At 67.0% G+C, this 23,255-nt stretch carries 24 protein-coding genes and 1 pseudogene; 11 read left to right on the top strand and 14 right to left on the bottom strand.

What is annotated here, in order from left to right:
- Window positions 1-5 precede the first annotated feature (5 nt).
- The gene (locus tag ON20_RS06575; protein ID WP_040834056.1) at window positions 6-479 is read right to left on the bottom strand and encodes a ribose-5-phosphate isomerase; all 474 of its coding nucleotides are present in this window, start codon (window positions 477-479) and stop codon (window positions 6-8) included.
- Between the two features lie 272 nt (window positions 480-751).
- A complete protein-coding gene (locus tag ON20_RS06565; RefSeq protein WP_051161806.1) occupies window positions 752-1,423 on the bottom strand; it encodes a mycothiol-dependent nitroreductase Rv2466c family protein in 672 nt (223 codons plus the stop codon).
- Between the two features lie 154 nt (window positions 1,424-1,577).
- On the opposite strand from ON20_RS06565, the gene ON20_RS06560 reads away from it, so the two are divergent.
- From ON20_RS06560 to ON20_RS06535, 6 genes are all read left to right on the top strand, one after another.
- Complete coding sequence (locus tag ON20_RS06560; protein ID WP_040834053.1) at window positions 1,578-2,798, top strand: NAD(P)/FAD-dependent oxidoreductase; 1,221 nt, start codon at window positions 1,578-1,580, stop codon at window positions 2,796-2,798.
- A 115-nt stretch (window positions 2,799-2,913) separates the two neighbouring features.
- Window positions 2,914-3,315: a YciI family protein gene (locus ON20_RS06555; protein ID WP_040834052.1), complete on the top strand. Its 402-nt coding sequence runs from the start codon at window positions 2,914-2,916 to the stop codon at window positions 3,313-3,315.
- Window positions 3,316-3,322: 7 nt separating this feature from the next.
- Complete coding sequence (locus tag ON20_RS34090) at window positions 3,323-4,789, top strand: RNA polymerase sigma factor (protein WP_083864709.1); 1,467 nt, start codon at window positions 3,323-3,325, stop codon at window positions 4,787-4,789.
- Window positions 4,790-4,966: 177 nt separating this feature from the next.
- On the top strand, window positions 4,967-5,875 hold the full coding sequence (locus tag ON20_RS06545; RefSeq protein ID WP_040834051.1) for a helix-turn-helix domain-containing protein: 909 nt from the start codon (window positions 4,967-4,969) through the stop codon (window positions 5,873-5,875).
- Window positions 5,876-6,045: 170 nt separating this feature from the next.
- Window positions 6,046-7,236, top strand: a complete 1,191-nt coding sequence (locus ON20_RS06540) for an NAD(P)/FAD-dependent oxidoreductase (RefSeq protein ID WP_040834050.1) — start codon at window positions 6,046-6,048, stop codon at window positions 7,234-7,236.
- A 10-nt stretch (window positions 7,237-7,246) separates the two neighbouring features.
- A complete protein-coding gene (locus ON20_RS06535) occupies window positions 7,247-8,182 on the top strand; it encodes a sigma-70 family RNA polymerase sigma factor (RefSeq protein ID WP_040834092.1) in 936 nt (311 codons plus the stop codon).
- Between the two features lie 19 nt (window positions 8,183-8,201).
- Here ON20_RS06535 and ON20_RS06530 read toward each other — a convergent pair whose 3' ends face one another.
- Together ON20_RS06530 and ON20_RS06525 are read right to left on the bottom strand one after the other, a co-directional pair.
- Complete coding sequence (locus tag ON20_RS06530; RefSeq protein ID WP_157228724.1) at window positions 8,202-8,555, bottom strand: hypothetical protein; 354 nt, start codon at window positions 8,553-8,555, stop codon at window positions 8,202-8,204.
- 5 nt (window positions 8,556-8,560) lie between these two features.
- On the bottom strand, window positions 8,561-9,199 hold the full coding sequence (locus ON20_RS06525; protein WP_051161804.1) for an MspA family porin: 639 nt from the start codon (window positions 9,197-9,199) through the stop codon (window positions 8,561-8,563).
- A 1,201-nt stretch (window positions 9,200-10,400) separates the two neighbouring features.
- Here ON20_RS06525 and ON20_RS06515 point away from each other — a divergent pair.
- Window positions 10,401-11,225 carry a hypothetical protein gene (locus ON20_RS06515; RefSeq protein WP_218002457.1) on the top strand — a complete coding sequence of 275 codons (825 nt, stop codon included), beginning with the start codon at window positions 10,401-10,403 and terminating at the stop codon, window positions 11,223-11,225.
- Window positions 11,226-11,754: 529 nt separating this feature from the next.
- Here ON20_RS06515 and ON20_RS34085 read toward each other — a convergent pair.
- From ON20_RS34085 to ON20_RS40465, 3 genes and pseudogenes are all read right to left on the bottom strand, one after another.
- Window positions 11,755-11,961 (bottom strand): DUF397 domain-containing protein, encoded by a 207-nt coding sequence (locus ON20_RS34085; protein ID WP_083864708.1) that lies wholly within the window; start codon window positions 11,959-11,961, stop codon window positions 11,755-11,757.
- On the bottom strand, window positions 11,951-12,238 hold the full coding sequence (locus tag ON20_RS39805) for a Scr1 family TA system antitoxin-like transcriptional regulator (protein ID WP_281032845.1): 288 nt from the start codon (window positions 12,236-12,238) through the stop codon (window positions 11,951-11,953). Before ON20_RS39805 ends, ON20_RS34085 begins: the two co-directional genes overlap by 11 nt.
- Window positions 12,239-12,299: 61 nt before the next feature.
- Window positions 12,300-12,836, bottom strand: a pseudogene (locus tag ON20_RS40465) (Scr1 family TA system antitoxin-like transcriptional regulator); the annotation flags it as partial.
- 338 nt (window positions 12,837-13,174) lie between these two features.
- On the opposite strand from ON20_RS40465, the gene ON20_RS06505 reads away from it, so the two are divergent.
- Complete coding sequence (locus tag ON20_RS06505; protein ID WP_040834047.1) at window positions 13,175-13,531, top strand: hypothetical protein; 357 nt, start codon at window positions 13,175-13,177, stop codon at window positions 13,529-13,531.
- Window positions 13,528-13,728 carry a hypothetical protein gene (locus ON20_RS06500; protein WP_040834046.1) on the top strand — a complete coding sequence of 67 codons (201 nt, stop codon included), beginning with the start codon at window positions 13,528-13,530 and terminating at the stop codon, window positions 13,726-13,728. Before ON20_RS06505 ends, ON20_RS06500 begins: the two co-directional genes overlap by 4 nt.
- A 21-nt stretch (window positions 13,729-13,749) precedes the next feature.
- On the opposite strand, the gene ON20_RS06495 is transcribed toward ON20_RS06500, so the two are convergent.
- Window positions 13,750-14,574, bottom strand: a complete 825-nt coding sequence (locus tag ON20_RS06495; protein WP_040834090.1) for a phosphoribosylaminoimidazolesuccinocarboxamide synthase — start codon at window positions 14,572-14,574, stop codon at window positions 13,750-13,752.
- Between the two features lie 118 nt (window positions 14,575-14,692).
- Here ON20_RS06495 and pepN point away from each other — a divergent pair, with 118 nt between their 5' ends.
- Window positions 14,693-17,266 carry an aminopeptidase N gene (gene pepN, locus ON20_RS06490; protein ID WP_040834045.1) on the top strand — a complete coding sequence of 858 codons (2,574 nt, stop codon included), beginning with the start codon at window positions 14,693-14,695 and terminating at the stop codon, window positions 17,264-17,266.
- Window positions 17,267-17,599: 333 nt separating this feature from the next.
- On the opposite strand, the gene ON20_RS06485 is transcribed toward pepN, so the two are convergent.
- From ON20_RS06485 to ON20_RS06475, 3 genes are read right to left on the bottom strand one after another with little or no spacing between them, the layout of a single operon-like run.
- A complete protein-coding gene (locus tag ON20_RS06485) occupies window positions 17,600-18,034 on the bottom strand; it encodes a DUF5130 domain-containing protein (protein ID WP_040834044.1) in 435 nt (144 codons plus the stop codon).
- Window positions 18,035-18,044: 10 nt separating this feature from the next.
- Window positions 18,045-18,335, bottom strand: coding sequence for an aa3-type cytochrome oxidase subunit CtaJ (ctaJ, locus tag ON20_RS06480; RefSeq protein ID WP_040789392.1), 291 nt, complete (start codon window positions 18,333-18,335; stop codon window positions 18,045-18,047).
- A 45-nt stretch (window positions 18,336-18,380) separates the two neighbouring features.
- Complete coding sequence (locus tag ON20_RS06475) at window positions 18,381-18,785, bottom strand: globin (protein ID WP_040834043.1); 405 nt, start codon at window positions 18,783-18,785, stop codon at window positions 18,381-18,383.
- Window positions 18,786-18,960: 175 nt separating this feature from the next.
- Here ON20_RS06475 and ON20_RS06470 point away from each other — a divergent pair, with 175 nt between their 5' ends.
- Complete coding sequence (locus tag ON20_RS06470) at window positions 18,961-19,701, top strand: HNH endonuclease (protein WP_174361862.1); 741 nt, start codon at window positions 18,961-18,963, stop codon at window positions 19,699-19,701.
- A gap of 480 nt (window positions 19,702-20,181) precedes the next feature.
- Here the strand turns inward: ON20_RS06470 and ON20_RS06465 are convergent, their stop codons facing one another.
- The 3 genes from ON20_RS06465 to ON20_RS06455 form a co-directional block, all read right to left on the bottom strand.
- Window positions 20,182-20,850, bottom strand: a complete 669-nt coding sequence (locus ON20_RS06465; protein ID WP_040834042.1) for a DUF8185 domain-containing protein — start codon at window positions 20,848-20,850, stop codon at window positions 20,182-20,184.
- 25 nt (window positions 20,851-20,875) lie between these two features.
- Window positions 20,876-21,352, bottom strand: coding sequence for an acyl-CoA thioesterase (locus ON20_RS06460; protein WP_051161798.1), 477 nt, complete (start codon window positions 21,350-21,352; stop codon window positions 20,876-20,878).
- Between the two features lie 218 nt (window positions 21,353-21,570).
- The coding region (locus ON20_RS06455) for an NAD-glutamate dehydrogenase domain-containing protein (RefSeq protein ID WP_040834040.1) at window positions 21,571-23,255 on the bottom strand (1,685 nt) is incomplete at its 5' end.

The raw sequence follows: 23,255 nt of genomic DNA, 5'->3' as shown, positions 1-23,255 counted from the left end.
ACCGACTATTCGGCGGGCAGCGCCGGGGGCTCGCCGGTCTTCTCGTAGTCGGCGAGGATATCGATGCGCCGCTGGTGCCGCTCCTCCCCCGACCACGGGGTGGAGATGAAGGCGTCCACGATGGCCAGCGCTTCTTCGGTGGAGTGCATCCGGCCGCCGATCCCGATCAGCTGGGCGTTGTTGTGTTCCCGGGCCAGTGTGGCGGTTTCCACGCTCCAGGCCAGCGCGCAGCGGGCGCCGGGCACCTTGTTGGCGGCGATCTGCTCACCGTTGCCGCTACCGCCGAAGACCAGGCCCAGGCTGCCCGGGTCGGCGACGGTGCGCCGCGCCGCCTCGATACAGAAGGCGGGGTAGTCGTCGAGAGCGTCGTAGGCGAGAGCACCGCAGTCGACGACCTCGTGACCGGCCTGTTCCAGATGAGCCTTGACGGCGTTCTTCAGTTCGAAACCGGCGTGATCGGCACCCAGATATACGCGCATGGGTGCGATTGTGTCAGGCGGCCGAACCGGCCTCCGAGCCGGGCGGGTACCCCTGCGGACCCAGAACGGATTCCCTGCCGCGCCGGTCCCGCCGCAACCGTGCGGGACCGGCACCGTCCGGAAGTCCGCCGGTGGCGACCGCTACCACGACCGGCGCGAGGACCTGCCGCCGCTGCCGTCTGCCCGCGGCGCGACAGGGCGAACAGGCCAGGGGGCCCGACGGGCCCGTTCGCCCGTCGAACCCCGCGGCCGCGCCACCGTGCGGTGAGGCTTCAGTCGAAGGTCGGTTCCTCGTCGCGGGTGCGCTTGAGTTCGAAGAAATGCGGGTAGGCGGCGAGAGTGACCACCGCGTCCCACAGCTTCCCGGCCTCTTCGCCGCGCGGAATCCGCGACAGCACCGGACCGAAGAAGGCGACACCGTTGACGTGGATGGTGGGCGTGCCCACATCCTTGCCGACCTTGTCCATACCGGCGTGGTGGCCGGCGCGCAGTTCCTCGTCGTAGTCGGTGCTCTCGGCGGCGGCGGCCAGCGACGCGGGCAGCCCTACCTCGTCCAAGGCGTCGGCGACGACCGCGGCGAGGGTTTCCTGTCGGCTGTCGCGCTCGTATTCGGCCCGGCGGTTGTGGATGCGGGTGCCCATGGCGGTGTAGAGCGGCGACAGCACCTTGTCGCCGTGCTCACGGGCGGCCGCGACCGCCACCCGCACCGGACCCCAGGCGGACTTCATCAGTTCCTGGTACTCCGGCGGCAGATCTCGATCCTCGTTGAGTACGGCCAGGCTCATGACGTGGAAGCGGGCCTCGATATCACGCACCTGCTCGACCTCGAGAATCCAGCGGGAGGTGATCCAGCACCACGGGCACAGCGGGTCGAACCAGAAGTCGGCTACGTCTTTGGCAGTGTCTTTGCCAGGCTCGGTCACAGGGTTGTCCTCTCCGTTCATCGTGGAGTGGCGGGTATCACCGCTCTCTATCCAGCAACCATGACGACGCGGTATTCGTTCCCGGTTTTTGCGGAACGGCGGCCGGTATCGCCAGTAGGGTGACGCTCAGAAGTTCGGCTCGCTGTTCGGTTCGACCGCGATCAAGGAGTCCGCTATGACCTCTGCGCACCATTTCGTCGTCGTAGGCGGTGGCCTGGCCGGCGCCAAGGTGGCGCAAGCGCTGCGCGACAACGACTTCGAAGGCGTCGTCACGCTGATCGGCGCCGAAGAGCACCTCCCGTACGAGCGTCCGCCGCTGTCCAAGGAACACCTGGCGGGGAAGAAGGCCCTGAGGGATTTCACCGTCGAGACGGCCGCCTGGTATCGCGACCACCATATCGACCTCCGGCTCGGCACCGAGGTCACCGCGATCGACCGGGCCACGAAAACGGTCTCGCTGCCCGATGGCTCGACCCTGGGCTACGACAAACTGGCGTTGGCCACCGGGGCCACGCCGCGGCGGCTGCCGATCCCGGGCGCCGACGCCGAGGGGGTGTACACCCTGCGCACCCTGGAGGATTCCGACGCGCTCATCCGGCTGTTCGGCACCGCGCGCCGGCTCGCCGTGATCGGGGCGGGCTGGATCGGGCTCGAGGTGACCGCCGCGGCCCGCGCGGCCGGTGTCGAGGTGACGATCGTCGACGCGGCGCAGGCACCGCTGCTCGGTGCGCTCGGCCCGGAGATGGGTGCGATGTTCGCGGATCTGCACCGCGTGCACGGGGTCGATCTGCGGTTCGGGGTACAGGTCGAGCGGATCGTCACCGACGGGGGCCGTGCGAGCGGTGTGCGGCTGGGTGACGGGACCACCATCGATGCCGACGCTGTCCTGGTGGCGGTGGGGGCGAAGCCGGATATCGAGCTCGCGGCCCAGGCCGGGCTCGAGGTCGACAGCGGCGTCCTGGTCGATGCGGGTCTGACCACCAGCGATCCCGATATCGTGGCCGTCGGGGATATCGCCGAACAGCTGCATCCACTGCTGGGCCGCCGTATCCGGGTCGAGCACTGGGCGAACGCGTTGAACCAGCCCGCGGTGGCCGCGGCCACCATGCTGGGAAAGCACGCGGTTTACGACCGCTTGCCGTACTTCTTCACCGACCAGTACGACCTCGGGATGGAGTACACCGGCTACACCGCCGCCGGCGACTACGAGCAGGTCGTGGTGCGCGGTGATCGTGAGGGACGGGAGTTCGTGGCCTTCTGGCTGGACTCGGTCAACCGCGTGCTGGCCGGGATGAATGTCAATGTCTGGGATGTGGGCGACCGGATCGGAGAACTCATCCTCTCGGGCGACCCGGTCGATCCGGAACGCCTTGCGGACACCTCGATACCGCTGTAGCGAATGTGATACGCATCACAAAATATTTCGGGGAAATACGTCGAACGGCCGGCGCCGGCTCCGACCCGTCCACGAAAGCGCCACCGGGGCGCACCGCGACGAAGGAGTCGAACCCATGAAGTACATGCTGATCAAGACCTACGCCCCCGCCGCGTACTGCGACACCCCGATAACGGACTGGGCGCCGGAGGACATCGCCGCCCATATCGAATTCCAGCACACCCTCGGCGAGCAACTCGCCGCGGCCGGGGAACTGGTGGACGCCCAGGGACTGGGCGGGCCGGAGCAGGCGCGGATCGTCAGCTCGGACGGCCGCTCGGCGCCCGTGGTGACCGAGGGCCCGTGGGCCGAAACCAAGGAATTCCTGGCCGGCTACTGGATCGTGGACGTGGACAGCGAAGAACGCGCCCTCGAGATCGCCGCCCAGGCGTCGGCCGCCCCCGGCCCCGGCGGCAAACCCATCGGCGAGTACATCGAGGTGCGTCCGCTGATGACCGCCCCGGCCACCGATATGTGACCCGCGAATGACCGGAACCCGGACGATCGAGGACCTGCTGCGTGATCTCACGCCGCAGGTCCTCGGCCCGCTGATCCGTAAATTCGGCGATTTCACCGCCGCCGAGGACGCACTGCAGGAGGCCATGCTCGCCGCCGTCACCCGCTGGCCCGCCGACGGGGTACCGGACAATCCCCAGGCCTGGCTGCTGCAGGTGGCGCAGCGCCGGATCACCGACACCATCCGCGCCGATATCGCCCGCCGCAACCGAGAGGCCATCGCGGCCGCACGGGACACGCGCCCGGCCCCGACGACACCCGAATCGGTGGTCGTGGACGCGCCCCTCCCCCTGGATCTCGGGCCGTCCACCACCGCACGCCATGAAGGGCAGGCCGAGCCACCGACGCCCACCCCGGTCGGCCGTTCCGGCAACCTCCGGGCGGACACCGGGAAGAGCCGCTCCCACGACGCCCGACCGGCCGCCGCCACCGATCCGACGACCGGCGATCTCTCACCCCCGCCCGCCCGACCGTCCCGCACCGCGCCACCGCACGCCACCGATCCCGAACCCGACGACACGCTCACCCTGCTCTTCCTCTGCTGCCATCCCACCCTTCCACCCGCGGGGGCCATCGCCTTGACCCTGCGGGCCGTCGCCGGACTCACCACCACCGAGATCGCCCGGGCCTTCCTCCTGCCGGAAGCCACCATGGCGCAGCGAATCACCCGGGCCAAAAGGCTTCTCGCGAAGCAGGCCCGCCCGTTCGCCCCACCCGGCCCGGGCGAATGGCGACAGCGGTTGGTCGCGGTGCTGCGCGTGCTGTACCTGATCTTCACCGAAGGACACACCAGCACGTCCGGCCCACGGCTACAGCGCACCGACCTGTCCACCGAGGCGATCCGACTCACCCGCCGGGTACACCGACTGCTTCCCGAGGACCCCGAGGTCGGCGGCCTGCTCGCCCTCATGCTGCTCACCGACGCCCGCCGCGCGGCCCGCACCGGACCCGCCGGTGAGCTCATCCCGCTGTCCGACCAGGACCGACACCGCTGGGACCGCGCGACGATCACCGAGGGCCTCCGCCTGATCACCGCCACCATGCGGCACGGCCTCACCGGCCCCTACCAGATCCAGGCCGCCATCGCGGCACTGCACGCCCAGGCCGCGCATCACGAGAACACCGACTGGGCCTCGATTCTGCGGCTGTACCACCTGCTGGAACGGGTGGCACCGGGCCCGCTGGTGACGCTCAACCGCGCGGTCGCCACCGCCATGGTGCACGGCCCCGAGGCCGCTCTCACGCTCATCGCCGATCTCGACGAACCCCTGTCCGGCACACACCGTCTGGCCGCCGTCCGCGCCCACCTCTACGAGATGTCCGGCGATATCCCGGCCGCCATCGCGCAATACGCCGCGGCGGCCCACCGGACCGGCAGTGTCGCCGAACGTGACTACCTCACCCTCCGGGCCGCCCGGCTACGTCACACTCGCTGACGCGCTGACCCAACAGCCGAAGGCTCGCCGACATCACGTTCGGCCTCCTTGCGGCGCTGCGGATACGGCCGCCGCGGCACCGCGACACCCTCTTCCGATCTCGTCCCGCTGCTGTAGGCGCGCCGGGGGCGGTGTCCGGCTTGACCTTCCAGTGGGTGGAAGGTGCAGGTTGGTGGCATGGACGCAGAGACGGACCGCTACACCATCGGAGAGCTCGCTCGCCGCACCGGACTGTCGACACGCACGATCCGATTCTGGTCCGACAGCGGAGTGATTCCACCCGTGCAACGCTCCGCTGGCGGCTACCGCCTCTACGACGCCGGCGCCGTCGCTCGCCTTCAACTGATCCGCACCCTTCGCGAACTCGGCCTCGGCCTGGACACGGTGCGCAAGGTACTCGACCGACCATCCACCCTGGCCGAGGTCGCCGCCATCCACGTCGAAGCGCTCGACACTCAGATCCGGATGTTGCGGCTGAACCGAGCCGTCCTCCACAACGCCATCCACCGCGAGAACACCACCGAAGGACTGACCCTGATGTATAATCTCGCCCGATCATCGGCCCGCGAACGCCAACAGCTCATCGACGACTTCGTCGACACGGTCTTCGCCGGCGTCGAGGACACCGACGCTCTCGTCATCGCCGACCTCATGCGACAGATGCCCCCACAGCTACCCGACGACCCGACCTCGGCACAGGTGGATGCCTGGATAGGACTGGCCGAACTCGTCTCCGACAACGATTTCCGACACACCATGCGGCAGATGGTGCTCGGCGGCGAACCCGACAACCGCATCGAATTCGGCCTCAGCATCCGGCCACTGGTCCTCGAGCACGCCGGCCCGGCCGTCGACAACGGAATCACACCCGAATCCGACACCGGCCGCGCGATCCTCGACCGCATCGTGCCCACCGATCTGGGCGACACCGAAACGCACGCACTGCTCGAATGGCTGGACCTGGTGGCCGAACCCCGAGTCGAACGCTACTGGGAACTACTGAGCCTGATCAACAATCACCCGCCGGGTCCACGCAGCGTGCCCGCCTTCGCCTGGCTCGCCGACGCACTACGCGCACACCGATAATCCACCACCCACCGGCTCACCGCATTCGTGTGTCGCGGCGCCGCCCGACCACCTCCGGTAGTGGGCTCCCCGGACCGACGCCCGAGGTGACCCACGTCATAGAAGGATCTTGTCAGGAATCCGGCGGCCGTCTCGTTCAGAGGGCAAGCGAACCAGACAGGAGCGAGACCATGCAGCACCGCATCATCGTCCTCGGGGCCGGATACGCCGGAGCCTTTACCGCCGGTATCCTCGCCCGCCGCCTGCACCGCGCCGACGTCGAGATCACCGTCGTCAACGCCGAACCCGACTTCGTCGAGCGGATGCGCCTGCACCAGCTCGCCGCCGGCCAGGAGCTGCGCCGCCACGAACTGGAGAAGATATTCGCGGGCACCGGTATCCGGCTGCGCGTCGCGCGCGTCACCGCCGTCGACGCCACCCGCCGAACCGTCACCGTGACCGACGGCACGGGCGTCGACCGCCTCGATTACGACACCCTCCTCTACGCGCTGGGCAGTACCGCCGCCGACCACGGCGTTCCGGGTGTGGCCGAGCACGCCTTCCACGTTGCCGGACGGCCGTCGGCGCTGCGGTTGCGCCGGCGCCTGGACGAGCTGGATGGGAACGGGACGGTGCTGGTCGTCGGCGGCAACCTGACCGCGATCGAGGCCGCCACCGAGATCGCCGAATCCCGGCCCGGCCTCCGGGTCGCCCTGGCGACCAGCGGCGAGTTGGGCGGATGGTTGGGTCCGAAGGCCCGTCGTCACCTGCTGCGCGCCTTCGACCGGTTCGGTATCACGGTCCACGAGCACGCCACAATCGAACGTGTCGAGGCGACGAGGGCCGTCACCTCCGACGGCACCGTCTTCACCACCGACACCACCGTGTGGGCGGCCGGCTTCGCCGTTCACCCCATCGCCGCAGCCAGTGGCCTCGCCGTGGAAGACAACGGCCGGATCACGGTCGACCGCATGATGCGGTCGGTATCGCATCCGCGGGTCTACGTCGCCGGTGACAGCGCCTTCGTCATCGGCGACAACGGCAGGCCGCTGCCGATGTCCTGCGCTTCGGCGGGATTCACCGGTATGCAGGCGGCGACCGCGATCATCGGAGACCTGACAGGGCGCAAGATCGTGCAGACCTCGCTGGCATACGTCGGCAACCACATCAGCCTCGGACGCAAGGACGGGATCTTCCAAATGGTCGACGGTGACGCCCGGTCGAAGTCGTGGGCATTACGCGGCAGGCCGGCCGCGCACTTCAAGTCGGCCATTCTCGCGGCCGGCCCGTGGAACATCGCCCACCCGACCTACGGAATACCGAGCCGCAGATACCGCTTGGCCACCGCGTCCGAGCATTTGACCGAGGCGGTTGCCGCCTAGGGTGGCGCCCATGGACACTGTCGCAGCCCAGCGTTTCGAGGCCGGTCGTGATCGACTGGCCTCACTCGCCTATCGCCTACTCGGCTCGGCCGCCGACGCCGAGGACACGGTGCAGGACGCGTTCCTGCGCTGGCAGGCCGCCGACCGGGGACGTATCGAGGTACCCGAGGCGTGGCTGACCAAGATCGTCACCAATCTGGCGCTCGACCGCCTCCGTTCGGCCAAGGCGCGGCGCGAACGCGCGGTCGGCGCCTGGCTGCCCGAACCGCTCCTCGACGGTGACCCCATGCTGGGCCCGGCCGACACCGTCGAACAGCGCGAATCGGTGACCCTGGCGGTGCTGACGCTCATGGAGCGCCTGTCACCGGTCGAGCGGGCCGTCTACGTCTTGCGCGAGGCATTCTCCTACAGCCACGCCGAGATAGCCGAGATCCTCGACATCACCGAATCCGCGAGCCAACAACACGCCCACCGGGCCCGGCGCCGTATCGCCGCCGAACGCAACTCCCATGAGATCGACCACGCCTCCGCCCGCCGAATCGTCGAGGCGTTCATCGCCGCCGCCTCCTCGGGCCGGACCGAACGGCTGGTGGCGCTGCTGACCGACGACGCGACCGCGATCTCCGACGGCGCCGGCCTGGCCGAGAAGTTGATCCGGGCCACTGTGCCCGAGCGGATCGCCGCCACGATACGCGCGGCCTTCAAACCGTCCCCGGCGAAGCGGAAACTGGTCGGCGGCTCTCCCTCGTTCCACGCCGGCGTGGTCAACGGTTGCCCGGCCGTGATCGCCGCGGTCGACGACCGGGTGGTGGGTGTCGTGGTCCTGGAGGTCCGCGACGGGAGGATCGCTACCCTGCGCGGTATGGCCGGCACGGCCCGACTCGGTCGTCTCTCCGAGGAATGGCGCCGACGTGAGCACGACGAACCCCTCATCGAGTCGTGGTGACCGTCCGATACCGCGCCGATCAGTCGCCCGGTACCGGGACGATGGGTTTCACCGGATTCGAATGTCCTGCCGGCGGCGGGGTCAGTGCTGCCGCCGGGGGCCCGGAAGGACGCGCGGGATTACCACCCGCTCGCTGGGAGGGGGCCAGCATTTGCAGGGGCAATGGCGTCGCCGGTTGCATACCGGTCGACGGCTTCTGCCCGGGTGGGTTGGTCGGCGTCGAACCGTCGCACGGTTTCTCGGGGTTGGTCTGCGGCGCGGTGCCACACGGCAGCAGCATGAACCCTTCCGCGCGGGCGGGCGAGCATTCGATTCCGGTGACGAGTAGCAGCAGTCCCAGAACCGGGGCCGCGGCGGCCTGTATACCTCGCATCACTATCACCACCAGATCGGGTCGCCGTACACGGCAACCGAATTGTCCGCGGTGGGCGTCGACATGGTCGCGATCGCATACGAACGCAAACTGACCGGCCCCGCACAGGCATCGATTTTGACCTGCACCTGCTCCGCCGTCACCGAACCATGTGGCCCCGCGAGTTCTTTCGTGCCGAACGGGATGGTGGTGATGGTTCCCGGTTTCGGCGTGAAGGACACGTTCGGAAGTGCCAGGGCGCTCCCGCCGACGGTGACTCCCGGCACCGGCAGCACCGTGATTCCCACATTCGGCCCGATCGCCGCCGATAACCCCACCGTGACACCGTTGGAAACATCCACCTGGCAACCGATTTGATAACCGTAGGTCACACTGGCCGCGTTCACCGGAAACTTCCCCTCCCCGGATATATCGGCCACCGCCTTCAGACTGACGAACCCTTCGCGTGTGAACGGTGTGGCCGCCAGGTTCGGAACCCGGTCAAAGGTTTCCGCCGCCTTGGTGACCTGCAAAACCCAGCCGTCATCGGTGGTGGTGGACCGAGACTTGTCCGCTTGCGCATCGGCCGCCGCCGGGCCGGCGGTCGAAACGAGAAACGCTGCTGCCGTCAGCGTGCACCCCACGACGGCACCGTAGTACTTCATCGAACTCCTACAATCTCACGAGGAACTTATAGGATGTCACGGGATCGGCCATCGAACAGCTACCAGTCTGAACCGCTTCGCTCGACCGCGAGCCCGCTCGAGCGAACCGGTCCGGAGTGGCCCGGGATAGTTCGACACCAGTGTGTGATGCCACCGTGCCGCCATGGCCCGGATCTCGGACCGGCCCCGAATCCGCGTACCGGGCCGGTTCGACCGCAATACCCGATCGAGCCATATGCCGCTCGCGGCACCAGCGAAGCGCTGATGCCGACGAGGAGCGAGACGCCGGGCCACATTCGGGAGTCAAAGCATATTGACACGAGCAGCCTCCGGTTTCGCACCACCGGAAGCACGAGTGACGTAGGTGCGTTCCACTTCCTTGGAAAGGGAACGCACCTGATGCAGCTCGGAATCGGTAAATAGTTGGGCAATTGTCCTGGTTATGACTCGGCTCGACTCGGTCACCCCTCGTTCCGGAAATAGTTCCGCTGAAGACCATCGGGATATGTTCCGGAACCCTTGTACGGAAACGGATTCCGATATCGTTGCCCCATGATGACGGCGGATCCGCACGCGGGGGCGGTTGGGATCTCGGCCATGCCCACATTCCGAGCAGAAGCAAGACCTCGAGCGCCGGCCGGCTGCGCTCGCCGACGCTGTGATTCCGTATTCGCGGACCTATGCCGGCAAGAAGACCGACGCGACCGTGGATAGGCCCGGCCCGACCAGGCTGGTGACCCACGCACGGGCGGAGACCGGATCGTGGTGCGCACCCTGGACCGGTTGGACCACCAGCGGGAGGTGCCGAACCTCGTCCACAACCTGAGCGAGCAGGGCATCAGTGTGAAATCCCTTGCCGATCCGTATCGATCGACACCTCCGGCGAGGCGATGGGCCGGGTGGCGGTGCTGTTCGCCGAGATGGAACGCACCTTCACCGGCGAGCGTGCAGCCCACGCCCACACGGTTGCCGAGCAGCGGGCCGGGCAGCGGCCGCCCGCTCGATGAGGTGAATCCGACCAGGTCACGACAGAAAACAACCGCGCCGGCGGCGCATTTCGGGTATCGAGGGCCAGAGCAGAATGAAGACACCGATTGCCGAGAGCGCTCTCGCTGCCGCACGGGCGCTGAACTCCGCGTTCCGAAACACCGCTACGGTATTCTCGACGCGTTACCGTGAAACTATTGACGCCCTGCATGCGGTGGACACCAACCTGGTCCACAACGACACCCGAGCACAAACCCTGTTGAAAGCTGCCATGATCGGGACTGCTGCCGTTATGGGTGTCCAGGCCGGACTCGCACTCCGCGAGCACACCGACGACCCGGAGGTCTTGTCCACCGACCTGGGTCCGGAGGTGTACCGGCTGGTCGCGATGTCACCCACCTTGTCGGAAAAAATGCGGGAACTTCAGGCCGCGGGCTGGACGATCGGTTACGGCCCGACCGACTATCGGGCGGGGGCCGTCACCTTCCATGACAAGAAGACGATCCTTATCAACCCTGCTAATAAGAATGATCCACTGCTGGTCACAGCAATGTTGGCGCACGAGACCGGTCATGCCACCGCCGGCCCCGAATACACCTTTACGCCCACCGAGCCCCGACCCGGCGAAAACTACTGGCAGTGGCGCGCAGGCAACCTGTACAAGAGGTGTCAGGTCGAGTCCAATGCGATGTTGGCGAACGCCCAGGCGCGGCAGGAAATCCTCGACAACGGCGGGCGGGATATCGGCCTCGTCGACGACATCACCAAGGACACCTACCGCCGTTACGCCGACGGTGAGCTGACCAGACAGGACGCGGTCAGTCGGATCGCCAACCATCTGCGTGGTAACCCCGGTGCATATCTCGACATCTACGGAGAAGAACTGGAGAAGGACTGGGAGAGGTTCACCGGGACACCGCCACCCGAGCTCGACAGACTCGACATACCCGGCGTGGTCCCGGGAAGCGATACAGACAGCGCCGATAGCAATAGCGGCGACAGCACCGACAACTCCGACACCAACGGTCCCCCCGAGTAGAGCCCCGGCGGTAGCCCGCGATTCGCCTTCATCGAGCCGCTTATCGAATATCGCCCGCGGCGAGCCGATCACCCGGTCGATCCGGAGCGGCTCGCAAATACTCCGGCACCACCGAGACGCCACCGGGCCGTCGTGGCCCGCTTTCACCCGGATCCCGCGTACCGGTGGCCTCAGATGCGCCATGTCTGCCCACATCAGCGAATTGCGTTGTGCCGTAATGTGTCGATACCTCTTCACGAGGGGCGGTGGACATCGGTCCAGACATCGCGCCCAGTGAGGAGGTGGTGGGGAATGGCAAACATCGCCGGAGGAAGAGCAAGGCCCCGGTCGACTACGGCATCGTACTTACGATAGCTGCTGTGATCGCCGGGGCGCTCATAAACGGTCCGTCGAGTCCGGCGGGCCGGCCAGACCCACCAGGTGGGGCGTCATTGGCCCGGCGCTCCACCCGCTCGGCACCACTTACGTGACGTCTCGACTGTACAGATGTCGTGCGGGCGGATTCAACCAAATGCCCAAGCGAGCCCGGTCAGGAACGGTCGAACTCGCCATTCGTCGCTCCGGACAGAAAAGAGTCCCACTGCGCAGGAGTGAACACCAAGGCGGGGCCATTCGGGCTCTTCGAGTCCCGGACACCGACGCGACCGCCATTCAGATGCGCGACCTCTACACACTCGTTTCCCCCGGCACTGTGGCTGGACTTGTACCAAGATGCGCTGGACAGGTCAACGTTCATGACCGTACTCCCTTGCCATTTTGCGAAGCACCAGTTTGCTGTCTGCGGGGCCAAACGTTACCTTGCCCAGTACTTCGTGCGCTTTTCGATACTGCTCGACCGCCTCGGGCTTGTCGTAGTACATGTTGCCGCGGTACCCCTCCACATACACGGTCGAAGGCTCCCCGGTGGCTGGGTCGAAATCCAGGATGACGTAGGGCCCGCTGGCAGCGCCGAGGGGATGCCCGCTTCGGAAGGGGAGCATCCGCACGACAACATTCGGCGGCGTATCGGCCAAAGTAGCGAAGCTGCTCGGCCATCACGCGGGGGCCACCTACCATGCGCCGCAACGCGGCTTCATCCACGATTAGGTCGACCCGCAGAGGATTCCGCTTGCGAGTGACCAAGCGTTGCCGGTTCAGCCGGACATTGACTCGCTGATCCAGATCTTCCGAAGTTGCTCCGGGAAAGTACGCCGCATCCAAGGCTCTCGCATATGCCGGGACCTGGAAAAGGCCGGGGATAATTTCCGACCGGTACATGGTCAGATCGGATGCCGATGCTTCCAATCCCACATACAACTCGAAGTCCGCACGGATCATCTCGCCATACTCGTGCCACCACAGCCCGTTCTCCCCGTCGGACCCGGCGGCGACCTTCGCCAACTCCAGCAGGTCTTCCAGTTCCTCGGGCACGTCGTAGATCTGGCACAGTGCCTGAATATCCAACAGCCGAATTCGAGGCGTCTCCCCTTTCTCCAGACGCTGTAGCGTCCCCGAACCGCGCTCGATGAGCCGGGCGGCATCGACTATCGACAGACCCGCCTGCAAGCGGAGTTCGCGCAGACGCCGCCCCAGCCGTCGTCGCGGAAGCGTGGTCGGTGGCTTACCGGACACAGTGGTCCTCCCCTGGGTGATACGTGTGCCGAGTACTGGGTGATACGAATTCGCGGGCCGGGCGGTACGTAACCGCGCCGGCGGGAAGCATTTTGACCCTTACTCCGGGTCGCTGCTGCGGAAACGAAGGAATTCGGCCCAACCACCCACTACGGAATGCCCTGGATGGGTGACGTGGTGTTTTCTACCGCCACCACCAGGGATCGGGCCACCGCGCCGGATGGGTCGTCATCCCCTCCCCACTTCCGGCACGGGCATCCACGACGGCCATGTAGCGCCGACGCGGATGGCGTGCCCCGCCTCGATCCCTGGTGGCCCCACGAGCCTCAGGAGTTGTCATGGACCTGCCGGAGATCCCGGTCGCCCTGTGGTGCCTGCGCGCGGACAGGCAACGGACAGGCGACGGCGACCGTATCCACGCCCTGGCCGGGCGGCTGGGCTACGACCTGTGCCCGGTTCCGATCACAGTGAAACCCGAGGACACCGACTGGCGCACCCCGATCATCGCCGCCGTCCACGCCGCCATCGCCGAGGCGGTCTTCGTCCCGGACCGCCGTCACCTCCACGACGAACCGGAAGCGATCGTGAACTACGCCGATGTGATCACCCTGCGCCCCTTCCACACCTTTCAGCGGCAGCCCATGTCACCGCGACAGATCGAACGCATCTTCAACGCCTTGAAGGACCTGCGATGAGCTACCCGGCACACGTCCTGGAACCCTGCCTCGGCCACGCCGCGCTTCCGGTGATGGATATCGCGACCGCGCACCTGGTGATGCGCACCCATATCGACTGCTGGGGCACGGTCTGCCCGCTGCGGCGCCAGGCCAAGCAGCGTCTCGTCGAGGCCGGACGGCTCGAGCCCCGCGTCGACTGGCCGAACCTGTCCTGAGCGCGGGCCGAAGTATGGCTGTCACCAGGTTAGACCGGTAATGCGCTCGTATGCCTCGATGTATTTGCGCCGGGTGACCTCGACGATATCGGCGGGGATCTCCGGTCCGGGCGGTTCCTTGTCCCAGCCGGTGGAGGTGGCCCAGTCGCGGACGAACTGTTTGTCGAACGAATGCTGCGGGCGGCCCGGCTCCCATTCGTCGGCCGGCCAGAACCGCGACGAGTCGGAGGTGAGCACCTCGTCGCCGAGAGTGAGCACATCCCCGTCCCAGCCGAACTCCACCTTGGTATCGGCCACGATCACCCCGCGTTCGGCGGCGTGCGCGGCGCCGCGGGTATAGATGTCGAGGGTGAGCTGGCGCAGTTTCTCGGCGACCTCACGCCCCTCCTGGTTCACCACATCGTCGAAGGTCATGGGCTCGTCGTGCCCGGTGTCGGAGACCTTGGTGGTGGGCGTGAAGATCGGCTCGGGGAGTTTGTCGCCCTCCCGCAGACCCGGCGGCAGCGGCACCCCACACACCGAGCCGGTGCGCTGGTACTCCTTCAGACCCGACCCGACCAGGTAACCGCGCGCGACGCACTCCACCAACACCATCTTCAACGGTTTCACCCGAAGGGCGCGACCGGCGAACTCCGCGGGGACATCGGTGGTCGACAGCACATGGTTGGGGATATCGGTGAAGTAGTCGAACCACCAGGCCGACAACCAGGTGAGCAGCGCGCCCTTGTCCGGTACGGGGGTCGGCAGGGAGACGTCGTAGACCGAGACCCGGTCGGAGGCGACAATGAGAAGAGTGTCGCCGTCGGCATACAGGTCGCGCACCTTTCCGGCATGCACATGCTTCACGTCGCGGCTCCGATCATCGATAGGGTTTCCCACGAACATATTGTCCGCGCGGGCCACCCTACCGACGTGACAGTGTGTCCCTTGTAGCCCGTGTTGTTTCCCGATCTCGAGGAGTCCGATGTCCGCACCGAATCTCACCCGCGACCAGGCGATCGAGCGCGCCGAGACCGTCTCGGTCGACAACTACCGCATCGAACTCGACCTGACCGACGGGGCGGGCGTACCGGGCGAGCAGACCTTCTCCTCCCGCAGCACGGTCACCTTCACCGCGAAACCGGGTTCGAGCACGTTCGTCGATATCGTCGCCCGTTCGGTGCGTTCGGCCGTGCTCAACGGCACCCCGATCGACGTCTCCGACTACGACGAATCCACCGGTATCTCCCTGACCGGGCTGGCCGAAACCAATGAGCTGGTGGTGGAGGCGGACTGCGAGTACTCGCACACCGGCGAGGGACTGCACCGGTTCGTCGACCCCACCGACAACGCGGTGTACCTGTACTCACAGTTCGAGACGGCCGACGCCAAGCGCATGTTCGCCTGCTTCGACCAGCCGGACCTCAAGGCCACCTTCGACGTCGAGGTCACCGCCCCCGCCGACTGGAAGGTCATCTCCAACGGTGCCCCGCTCGCGGGCGGAGAGTCCGGTCGGCACCGGTTCGCGACCACCCCGCGGATGAGCACCTACCTGGTGGCGCTCATCGCCGGCCCGTACACCGAATGGACCGACACCTACACCGACGATCACGGCAGTATCCCGCTCGGCATCTACTGCCGCGCCTCGCTGGCCGAGTTCATGGACGCCGACCGGCTGTTCACCGAGACCAAACAGGGTTTCGAGTTCTACCACCGCAACTTCGGGATACCGTACGCGTTCGGCAAATACGACCAGCTTTTCGTCCCGGAATTCAACGCCGGCGCCATGGAGAACGCGGGCGCGGTGACCTTCCTGGAGGACTACGTGTTCCGGTCCAAGGTCACCCGGGCCTCCTATGAGCGGCGCGCCGGAACCGTACTGCACGAGATGGCGCATATGTGGTTCGGCGATCTGGTCACCATGAAGTGGTGGGACGATCTGTGGCTGAACGAATCGTTCGCCACGTTCGCCGCGGCACTGTGCCAGGCCGAGGCCACCGAATACACCAACGCGTGGACCACCTTCGCCAATGTGGAGAAGTCGTGGGCGTACCGGCAGGACCAGCTGCCGTCCACCCATCCGATCGCCGCCGATATCCCCGATCTGGCCGCCGTGGAGGTCAACTTCGACGGCATCACCTACGCCAAGGGCGCGAGCGTGCTCAAACAGCTGGTCGCCTATGTCGGGGCGGAACCGTTCCTGGCGGGTCTGCGCGACTACTTCGCCGAACACGCATACGGCAACGCCACCTTCGACGACCTGCTGTCCGCGCTGGAGAAGTCCTCGGGCCGGGACCTGTCGACCTGGGGCGCGCAATGGCTCAAAACCACCGGCCTGAACATCCTGCGCCCGGACTTCACCGTCGACGCCGACGGCCGGTTCGCCTCCTTCGCGGTGATCCAGGAAGGCGCCGAACCCGGTGCCGGGGAACGCCGGGTACACCGGCTGGCCATCGGCGTCTACGACGACCGCGACGGCGCCCTGGTCCGCACCCACCGGATGGAACTGGACCTGGACGCCGCCGAACGCACCGAGGTGCCGGACCTCGTCGGTATCCCGCGCGGGAAGTTCGTGCTGGTCAACGAGGACGACCTCACTTACTGCTCGATACGGTTGGACCCCGATTCGCTCGATGTTCTCGTCAACCGCATCGCAGATATCGCCGAACCGCTGCCCCGCACCCTGGCCTGGTCGGCCGCCTGGGAGATGACCAGGCAGGCCGAACTGCGGGCCCGCGATTTCGTGGCGCTGGTGCAGCGCGGGATCGGCACCGAATCGGAGATCGGCGTGGTGCAGCGGCTGCTCATGCAGGCCAATATCGCGATCCGCAGCTACGCCGACCCCACGTGGGCGGACGAATCCGGCTGGCCGGACTTCGCGAACCGGCTGCTGGAACTGGCCCGGGAAGCCGAACCCGGCTCCGACCACCAGTTGGCCTTCGTCAACGCCCTCACCGGCGCCAAACTCTCCGCCTGGCATACCGAGGTGCTGCGTGAGCTCCTGGACGGCGACCCGGCCCGGGTCGGCCTGCCGGGGCTGGTCGTGGACACCGACCTGCGCTGGCATCTGATCACCGCGCTCGCGGCGTCCGGGGAGATCGACGCCGACGGCCCGGACACCCCGGCCATCGACGCCGAACTGAGCAAGGATCCGACGGCGGCGGGACGGCGCCAGGCCGCCGCGGCGGCCACCGCGCGCCCGATCGCCGCGGTGAAGGAGATGGCGTGGTCCACGGTGATAGGCGACGATTCGGTGCCCAATATCACCGCCCGCTCGATCGTCGGCGGATTCGCCCCGGCCGGGCAGCAAGGGCTGCTGATGCCGTATGTGGATCGGTACTTCGCCGAGATCCCCGATGTGTGGGAGCGACGCTCCAGCGAGGCGGCGCAGACGGTGGTCGTCGGGCTCTACCCCGCATGGGCGATCAGCGAGGAAGCGGTGGCCAAGGCCGACGAATTCCTCGCCCAGGACCACCCGCCGGCGCTGCGCCGCCTGGTCAGCGAGGGTAAGGCGGGTATCGAACGGTCGCTGCGCGCCCGCGCCTTCGACCGTGTCTAATGGCGCCGGCTCCGCCGGCGCGGGGTCGCGGCCCTGACGGGTCTCGCGTTTCAGCGCCCGAGACTCGCGCCTTCGGCGCATGCGCTTCGGGCGCTGAAACGCGAGACGGGCCGCAACCCTTCGGGGACTTGTGACCCGATCTTGATGGTTACCCTCTGAAGGTATCGGCTTGTTCGACCACCGTGGACGACCTGTCGAAGGGATCACTCAAAGGGTTGCGGCCCGCGCCGGGTCTGGACCGACCGGAGCGATTTCGCGTCAGCGGAATCGAGGAGGGAGGGAAGACCCGAGGCACGATAGGGCCGCAACCCCACGCCGCCGGAGGCGGCGATTTTATACAGCGGCGGCCATGACCCGCAGGGCGGAGATCAGACCGTCGATGAGGTCGCCCTGACGGATCGAGCTCAGCGCCGCGGTCACGCCCAGCTGGCAGACCCGGTCGTTGGCGCGGTCGGCGACCTCCTTGCCGGAGCGGACCTCCACGGCCCGGTCGTTCGGGGAGACGGCGATGAGCACCGAGCGTGTCGCCTCCGGGGTGGTCGGGAACAGCGCGTCCACCGCGGCGCCCGGGTCCTCACCGAGATCACCGATGTAGATGTTGAACCGTATCTTGGTGGAGCGGGTCACCTCGGTCAGCACATTGTCCAAGGCCAACCGCTCGTTATTGCTGAACGGGGCTTCCTTGAACACGTCGCCGGCCTCGTGCACGCCCGAGACGCGTCCGCTGCTGGTGACCGTGTAGCCGCGCGGCAGCTCCGACTCGATCACCGCCGGCCATTTAGAACCTGCCACTTGCCCGGCCTCCGATCAGCTCTTTCCGGTTCGATTCAAGGGCTTCGAACGCCGCATGCTCGCCGTGCGACGATTCGCTGACGTCGTAGTGGCCGAGTCCGGTCACCTCGTCGGTGGCACTCCACAGCACGGGCTCCGAGGTCCACGGCTTACTCAGGTCGTAGTGGACCGGCTTCTCGCCGGGCAACGGCTTACCGAGAAACGACAAGCCGGCGATTATGAGGTAGATCCCCAGCGGGATGCCGGCGAAAACCGCCACTGTCTCGAGAATGCTCACGGAACAACGGTAGACGATGGCGTGTAGTAGTTGATCACGAGGTAGTCACCATGCGGTGTTGACCAGGGAATTCGCTGCCATTTCGAGATAGTCGAGCAGTTGGCGGCGGTGCGCGTCGTCGAGGGTCTCCGGTTCGACCTCGGCGACCGCGATACGCATACAGCGCAGCCAGGCGTCCCGCTGCAGCGGTCCCACTTCGAACGGCATGTGCCGCATCCGCAGCCGCGGATGACCGCGTTCGTCGGAATAGGTGCGCGGACCGCCCCAGTACTGTTCGAGGAACATCCGCAGCCGCCGCTCGGCCGGGCCCAGGTCCTCCTCCGGGTACATCGGGCGCAGGATCTCGTCGGCGGCCACCTCCCGGTAGAACGCGGCGACGATCCGCCGGAACGTCTCCGCGCCCCCGACCGCCTCGTAGAACGATGTCGCTGTCTGCTCTCCCGAACTCATACACCTCTCGATTCACCGATTTGCCCCCGCACCCCATTGTGCCCGTCGCGCTTCAGCCACAGTTAACCGTTCATTGTGCAAAATAGTCGTGCGCAGCGGCCCGTTCCATGGTCAACTGGGTTGCAGTATCCGGACGCGATACCACATGATCTTGGAAGCAGGAATTGGGGTCGACATGAAGCACCGGAACGGCGCCCGATCACAGGAGGCGAGAGCTCACCGACAACTGAAGCCCGCCGACGTCCACGCTCGTGGGTCGGGGGCTCCTCCGTTGCAGTTGTTGTCCGATCACCATCCCGGTTCCCGGTACGCCGGGGACTCCGCTCGTTCCGCCCATTCCGCCGATTCCGACCCCGCTTTCGTATCCGCCCGGTCCACCTCGCCGGTCGTCGGCACCAACTGGCTCAAACGCCGGGTGCTGCTGCTGAACGCCACCTATGAACCGCTCACCGCGTTGACCGCGCGCCGCGCCATCGTCCTGCTCGTCTGCGATAAGGCCGACGCCATCCACCACGACCCCACCGGGCCGGTCCTGCGCTCGGCAGGCGGCTCGGTCGCCATACCCTCGGTGATCCGGCTGCGCACCTACGTGCGTGTGCCCTACCGGGCCCGCGTCCCCATGACCCGCGCCGCGCTCATGCAGCGCGACCGCTACCGCTGCGGCTACTGCGGCGGCAAGGCCGAAACCATCGACCACGTCATACCGCGCAGCCGCGGCGGTGAACACAGTTGGGAAAACTGCGTCGCCAGCTGCGCTCCCTGCAACCATCGCAAGGCCGACAAACTGCTCAGCGAATTGGGCTGGACCCTCCGCACCCAACTGATATCGCCGAAGGGACCGCACTGGCGGTTGCTGTCAACGGTCAACGAACTAGACCCGGTGTGGTTGCAGTATTTGGGCGAAGGCGCGGCCTGAGCTGGGCCGGTCGGCGCCGACGCGGACGAGGCGTTCTCTCGAGCTCTCGCTGCCGGCGGACAGGTCGTCACTCCCGTGGCCGATGACGCTTCGGGCAGCGTGGAGGGCGTATCAAGGGCCCCTTCGGCAACCTCTGGTGGGTGACCGGCCGCGTCGAATACGTCACCGAGGACGAGATGTGGCAACGGCTGCAGGACCCGGTGTACGCCGAGGTCATGCGAGTGGCTCAGATCATACTCGACGCCGAGCTCAGCGGGCGACACCAAGGACGCAGCAGCGCACCCGTCAAGCAATCCGCCGACCCCTCACTCCGAGGCAGGCAATACCGTGCCGGCCCCCGCAATCGCAGGCCCGGCCACTGTGGCCGGGCCTCCTACCACCTGTCCGGTTCACGCAGCGATCCCTTCCACGTCGGTCGAAGGCGTGCGGCGAGGGCACCGCTCACCACAACAGGGAGCCCGAGAGGGCGGATCGGCGGCGTTATCGAGGAGTCAGGGGGAGAGGCCCGGTACGTCGACGGGCGACCGAACCGTAGCGGGCGTCCAGGCGCAACCAGGTGTTGGTGGCGCGTACACGGACGATTTCGGAGGAGGGGATGCGACGGGAATCCGCCTTCTCGCCCGAGTGGGGGATGAAGTCCATGGCAGTGAGGGCGAACACCACCCGCATCGGTACCTGGACCTGCGTCTGTTCCCCGGAGACGGTCAGTACGGTCTGGTCCAACAGGGACACGGGCGGGCCGTGTCCGGAACCGTGTTCCCTGGCCAGGCCGACGCCCCGTTCGGCGAGTTCCACCAGGGTCCGTGCCGGGACGTCGTCGATATGACCGAAACCGGTGTCCGGGGGCAGCGCACCACGCCAGGCGGAATCCAGCGAATACCCGAGGTCGATGGGGTTTCCCGTGCGCAGACCGCTCAGAACGGTATCGGCGCCGACCGTGACATCGTCGACCCCGAGGGCGGCTACCACGGTGCGGGCCGCCAATGCCTCGAAACCGGTGGCGACCCAGGCCGCCACGTACCGGTCACCGCGACGGCGCAGGCGCACCACGGCCGCCGGGTCCAAGCGCATGGCCCGGGTGAGGAAGGTGGCGAGATTCTCGCGTTCGGCCGGGTCCTCGACATGCAGAACCCGCTGGTCGGAACTCACGGCCGGACCATCACCCCGGAGGCGGTCAGAACTTCCACTGCGACAGGTATTCGCGTTCTTCGTCGGTGAGCCGGCGCAGCCGCTGGGTCTGGATATCGAAGGCGGCGAGCTGCGTGGAGGCCAGGACGGCCGGCGGCGAATCCGGCGCCGTCCCCGCGGCCCGCACCTCGTAGGCGACGGTGAAGTCCACGGCCCGCAGTTGTTCGATCCACATGGCGACATCGAGCGGGGTGTCCTCGTGGCGCAGCTGACCGCGGTAGCGCACATGCAGGTCGGCGAGGACGCAGCCGTTGCGCAGCGCGGCCGTGGGACGACCGTCCTCGAACAGCCACGGAATCCGTGCCTCCTCCAGCAGGGTCACCATTCGCGCGTGGTTGACGTGCTGGAAGGCATCCATATCCGACCACCTGATGGCCACCGGGGTGTGGAAACGCCGGGGAGCGAGTACGGCTCCCGCATCGTGGGAACCGCCCGTTGCATTACCCGTTGCGCGAAACGGCATCCTTGACCTCCTCCCCTCCTGGAAAGGAGGGAATTCCAACCCTCGCAAGCTGGGTTTCCTGTTTTACCGCAGACAGCGGGCAGGGCGAGCCTTGCACAGCCTTACGTCCGCTCCGCAGGCGTTTCATGTCCCCACCGGCCCGGCGGCGACAGTCCTGGAGCGTACCAGATGCGCTGACCTCGGCCTGAACACAAATGCCCGCGCGCTACGTTCCTTGGTTACCGTGGTACCTCCGATTGGGCGCCCACCCCGCTCACCATGCTGCGCACCTGCCGCGCCGCGACCGACAGCGTGGCGAGGTCGTGGGCTCCGGATTCGAACAGCTCCGACAGCGCCGCCCTGGCCCGCCCGAGTCGTGACTGGTTCTTGGATTCCCAGTATGCAATTTTCTCGTCCGCTGTCTCCTCCGGATCACCGCCGGTGAGCACATCGAGAGTGAGCGAGCGCAGCGAACTGTACATGTCATCGCGCAGCGCGAGCCGGGCCAAGGCATGCCAGCGATCGCCGCGTTCCAGATGGCTCACGGCCTCGAGCAGCCAGTCTATCCGCAGGTGTTCGTTCAGCGCGTAGTACAGCGAACCCACCTCGTCGCCGGAGCGGTCGGTGATATCCGCGATATCGATCACATCGAGCAAAGGGAACTTGTTCAGCAGCCCGAACACCTCGGTCGCCAGGTCGAGTGGCGCGCCGTGAGCGATCACCTCGGCGGCCCGGTCGGTGAGCGAGGCGATGTGGTGCCCGCGCAACCAGCCGGGTACCTTCGGCGCCAGCTCCCGCATACCCTGGCTGTACCGGTTGACCTCGGCGCCGACGGCGATCGGCTGTGGACGGTTGGTGAGCAGCCAGCGCGAGGCCCGGTCGAGGGTGCGCTTGGTTTCCAGTTCCAGCCGGTCCCGCACGGCGGTCGAGGTGTCGGCGCTGCGGATACGGGCCCAGATGTCATGCAGGCCGAATATCTCGGTGGCCGCAGTGAAGGCGCGCACCGTGTCGGTGGCGGTGGCACCGACCTCCTCACCCAGCCGGAAGCTGTAGGTGAGACCGCCATGGTCGACCAGTTCGTTGGCGATCATGGTGGTGACGATCTCCCGGCGCAGCCGGTGTTTCTTGATCGCGGCACCGAACCGGGTGCGCAGCGGCGGCGGGAAGTACTCGGGCAGGCGCGCCGCGAAATAGGCGCTGTCGGGCAGATCGGTGGCGAGCAGCTCGGCCTTCAACGTGAGTTTCACATGTGCCAGCAGATTCGCCAGTTCCGGTGAGGTGAGCGCGGTGCCCTCGTCCAGTCTGCGTTTGATTTCCGCGTCCGTGGGCAGTGCTTCCAGTTCCCGGTCCAGTCCGCGGGACTCCAATTCCTCGATCAGCCGGCGGTGCACATTGAGCATACGCGGCGCTTCGGCGCGGGAGATTCCCATGAGGAAGTTCTGGGATACGTTGTCCTGCAGCACCATATCTGCCACGGTGTCGGTCATCGAGGCCAGCAGCGGGTTGCGTTCGGATTCCGGCAGCAGCCCGGATTTCACCACGCCGTCCAGCAGGACCTTGATATTGACCTCGTGGTCGGAGCAGTCCACACCCGCCGAGTTGTCCAGCGCGTCGGTATTCATCTTGCCGCCGCCCCGGCAGAACTCGATCCGGCCGAGCGCGGTGACCCCGAGGTTGCCGCCCTCACCGACCACCTTGACCCGCAACCGGTTCGCATCCACCCGAACCGCGTCGTTGGATTTGTCCCCGACCTCGGCATTGGACTCGGTACTCGCCTTGATATAGGTGCCGATACCGCCGTTCCACAGCAGTTGCACCGGGGCGAGCAGGATCGCGCGGATGAGTTCCGGTGGGGCGAGCGATGTCACGTCCTCGTGCAGGCCGAGCGCGGCCCTGGCCTCCGGGCTGATCGGCACCGCCTTCA

It is taken from the genome of Nocardia brevicatena NBRC 12119 (assembly GCF_000308495.1).
In the GTDB taxonomy this organism is placed as follows: domain Bacteria; phylum Actinomycetota; class Actinomycetes; order Mycobacteriales; family Mycobacteriaceae; genus Nocardia; species Nocardia brevicatena.
Note: the sequence above shows the minus strand (reverse complement) of the source record. Positions and strands in the feature narration are given on the sequence as shown.

What these genes read in the sequence shown, in the direction of transcription:
- ON20_RS06575 (WP_040834056.1), bottom strand. Translation starts at nt 479, where the DNA reads ATGCGCGTATATCTGGGTGCCGATCACGCCGGTTTCGAACTGAAGAAC.
- ON20_RS06565 (WP_051161806.1), bottom strand. Translation starts at nt 1,423, where the DNA reads ATGAACGGAGAGGACAACCCTGTGACCGAGCCTGGCAAAGACACTGCC.
- ON20_RS06560 (WP_040834053.1), top strand. Translation starts at nt 1,578, where the DNA reads ATGACCTCTGCGCACCATTTCGTCGTCGTAGGCGGTGGCCTGGCCGGC.
- ON20_RS06555 (WP_040834052.1), top strand. Translation starts at nt 2,914, where the DNA reads ATGAAGTACATGCTGATCAAGACCTACGCCCCCGCCGCGTACTGCGAC.
- ON20_RS34090 (WP_083864709.1), top strand. Translation starts at nt 3,323, where the DNA reads ATGACCGGAACCCGGACGATCGAGGACCTGCTGCGTGATCTCACGCCG.
- ON20_RS06545 (WP_040834051.1), top strand. Translation starts at nt 4,967, where the DNA reads ATGGACGCAGAGACGGACCGCTACACCATCGGAGAGCTCGCTCGCCGC.
- ON20_RS06540 (WP_040834050.1), top strand. Translation starts at nt 6,046, where the DNA reads ATGCAGCACCGCATCATCGTCCTCGGGGCCGGATACGCCGGAGCCTTT.
- ON20_RS06535 (WP_040834092.1), top strand. Translation starts at nt 7,247, where the DNA reads ATGGACACTGTCGCAGCCCAGCGTTTCGAGGCCGGTCGTGATCGACTG.
- ON20_RS06530 (WP_157228724.1), bottom strand. Translation starts at nt 8,555, where the DNA reads ATGCGAGGTATACAGGCCGCCGCGGCCCCGGTTCTGGGACTGCTGCTA.
- ON20_RS06525 (WP_051161804.1), bottom strand. Translation starts at nt 9,199, where the DNA reads ATGAAGTACTACGGTGCCGTCGTGGGGTGCACGCTGACGGCAGCAGCG.
- ON20_RS34085 (WP_083864708.1), bottom strand. Translation starts at nt 11,961, where the DNA reads ATGAACGTTGACCTGTCCAGCGCATCTTGGTACAAGTCCAGCCACAGT.
- ON20_RS06505 (WP_040834047.1), top strand. Translation starts at nt 13,175, where the DNA reads ATGGACCTGCCGGAGATCCCGGTCGCCCTGTGGTGCCTGCGCGCGGAC.
- ON20_RS06500 (WP_040834046.1), top strand. Translation starts at nt 13,528, where the DNA reads ATGAGCTACCCGGCACACGTCCTGGAACCCTGCCTCGGCCACGCCGCG.
- pepN (WP_040834045.1), top strand. Translation starts at nt 14,693, where the DNA reads ATGTCCGCACCGAATCTCACCCGCGACCAGGCGATCGAGCGCGCCGAG.
- ON20_RS06475 (WP_040834043.1), bottom strand. Translation starts at nt 18,785, where the DNA reads ATGAGTTCGGGAGAGCAGACAGCGACATCGTTCTACGAGGCGGTCGGG.
- ON20_RS06470 (WP_174361862.1), top strand. Translation starts at nt 18,961, where the DNA reads ATGAAGCACCGGAACGGCGCCCGATCACAGGAGGCGAGAGCTCACCGA.
- ON20_RS06460 (WP_051161798.1), bottom strand. Translation starts at nt 21,352, where the DNA reads ATGCCGTTTCGCGCAACGGGTAATGCAACGGGCGGTTCCCACGATGCG.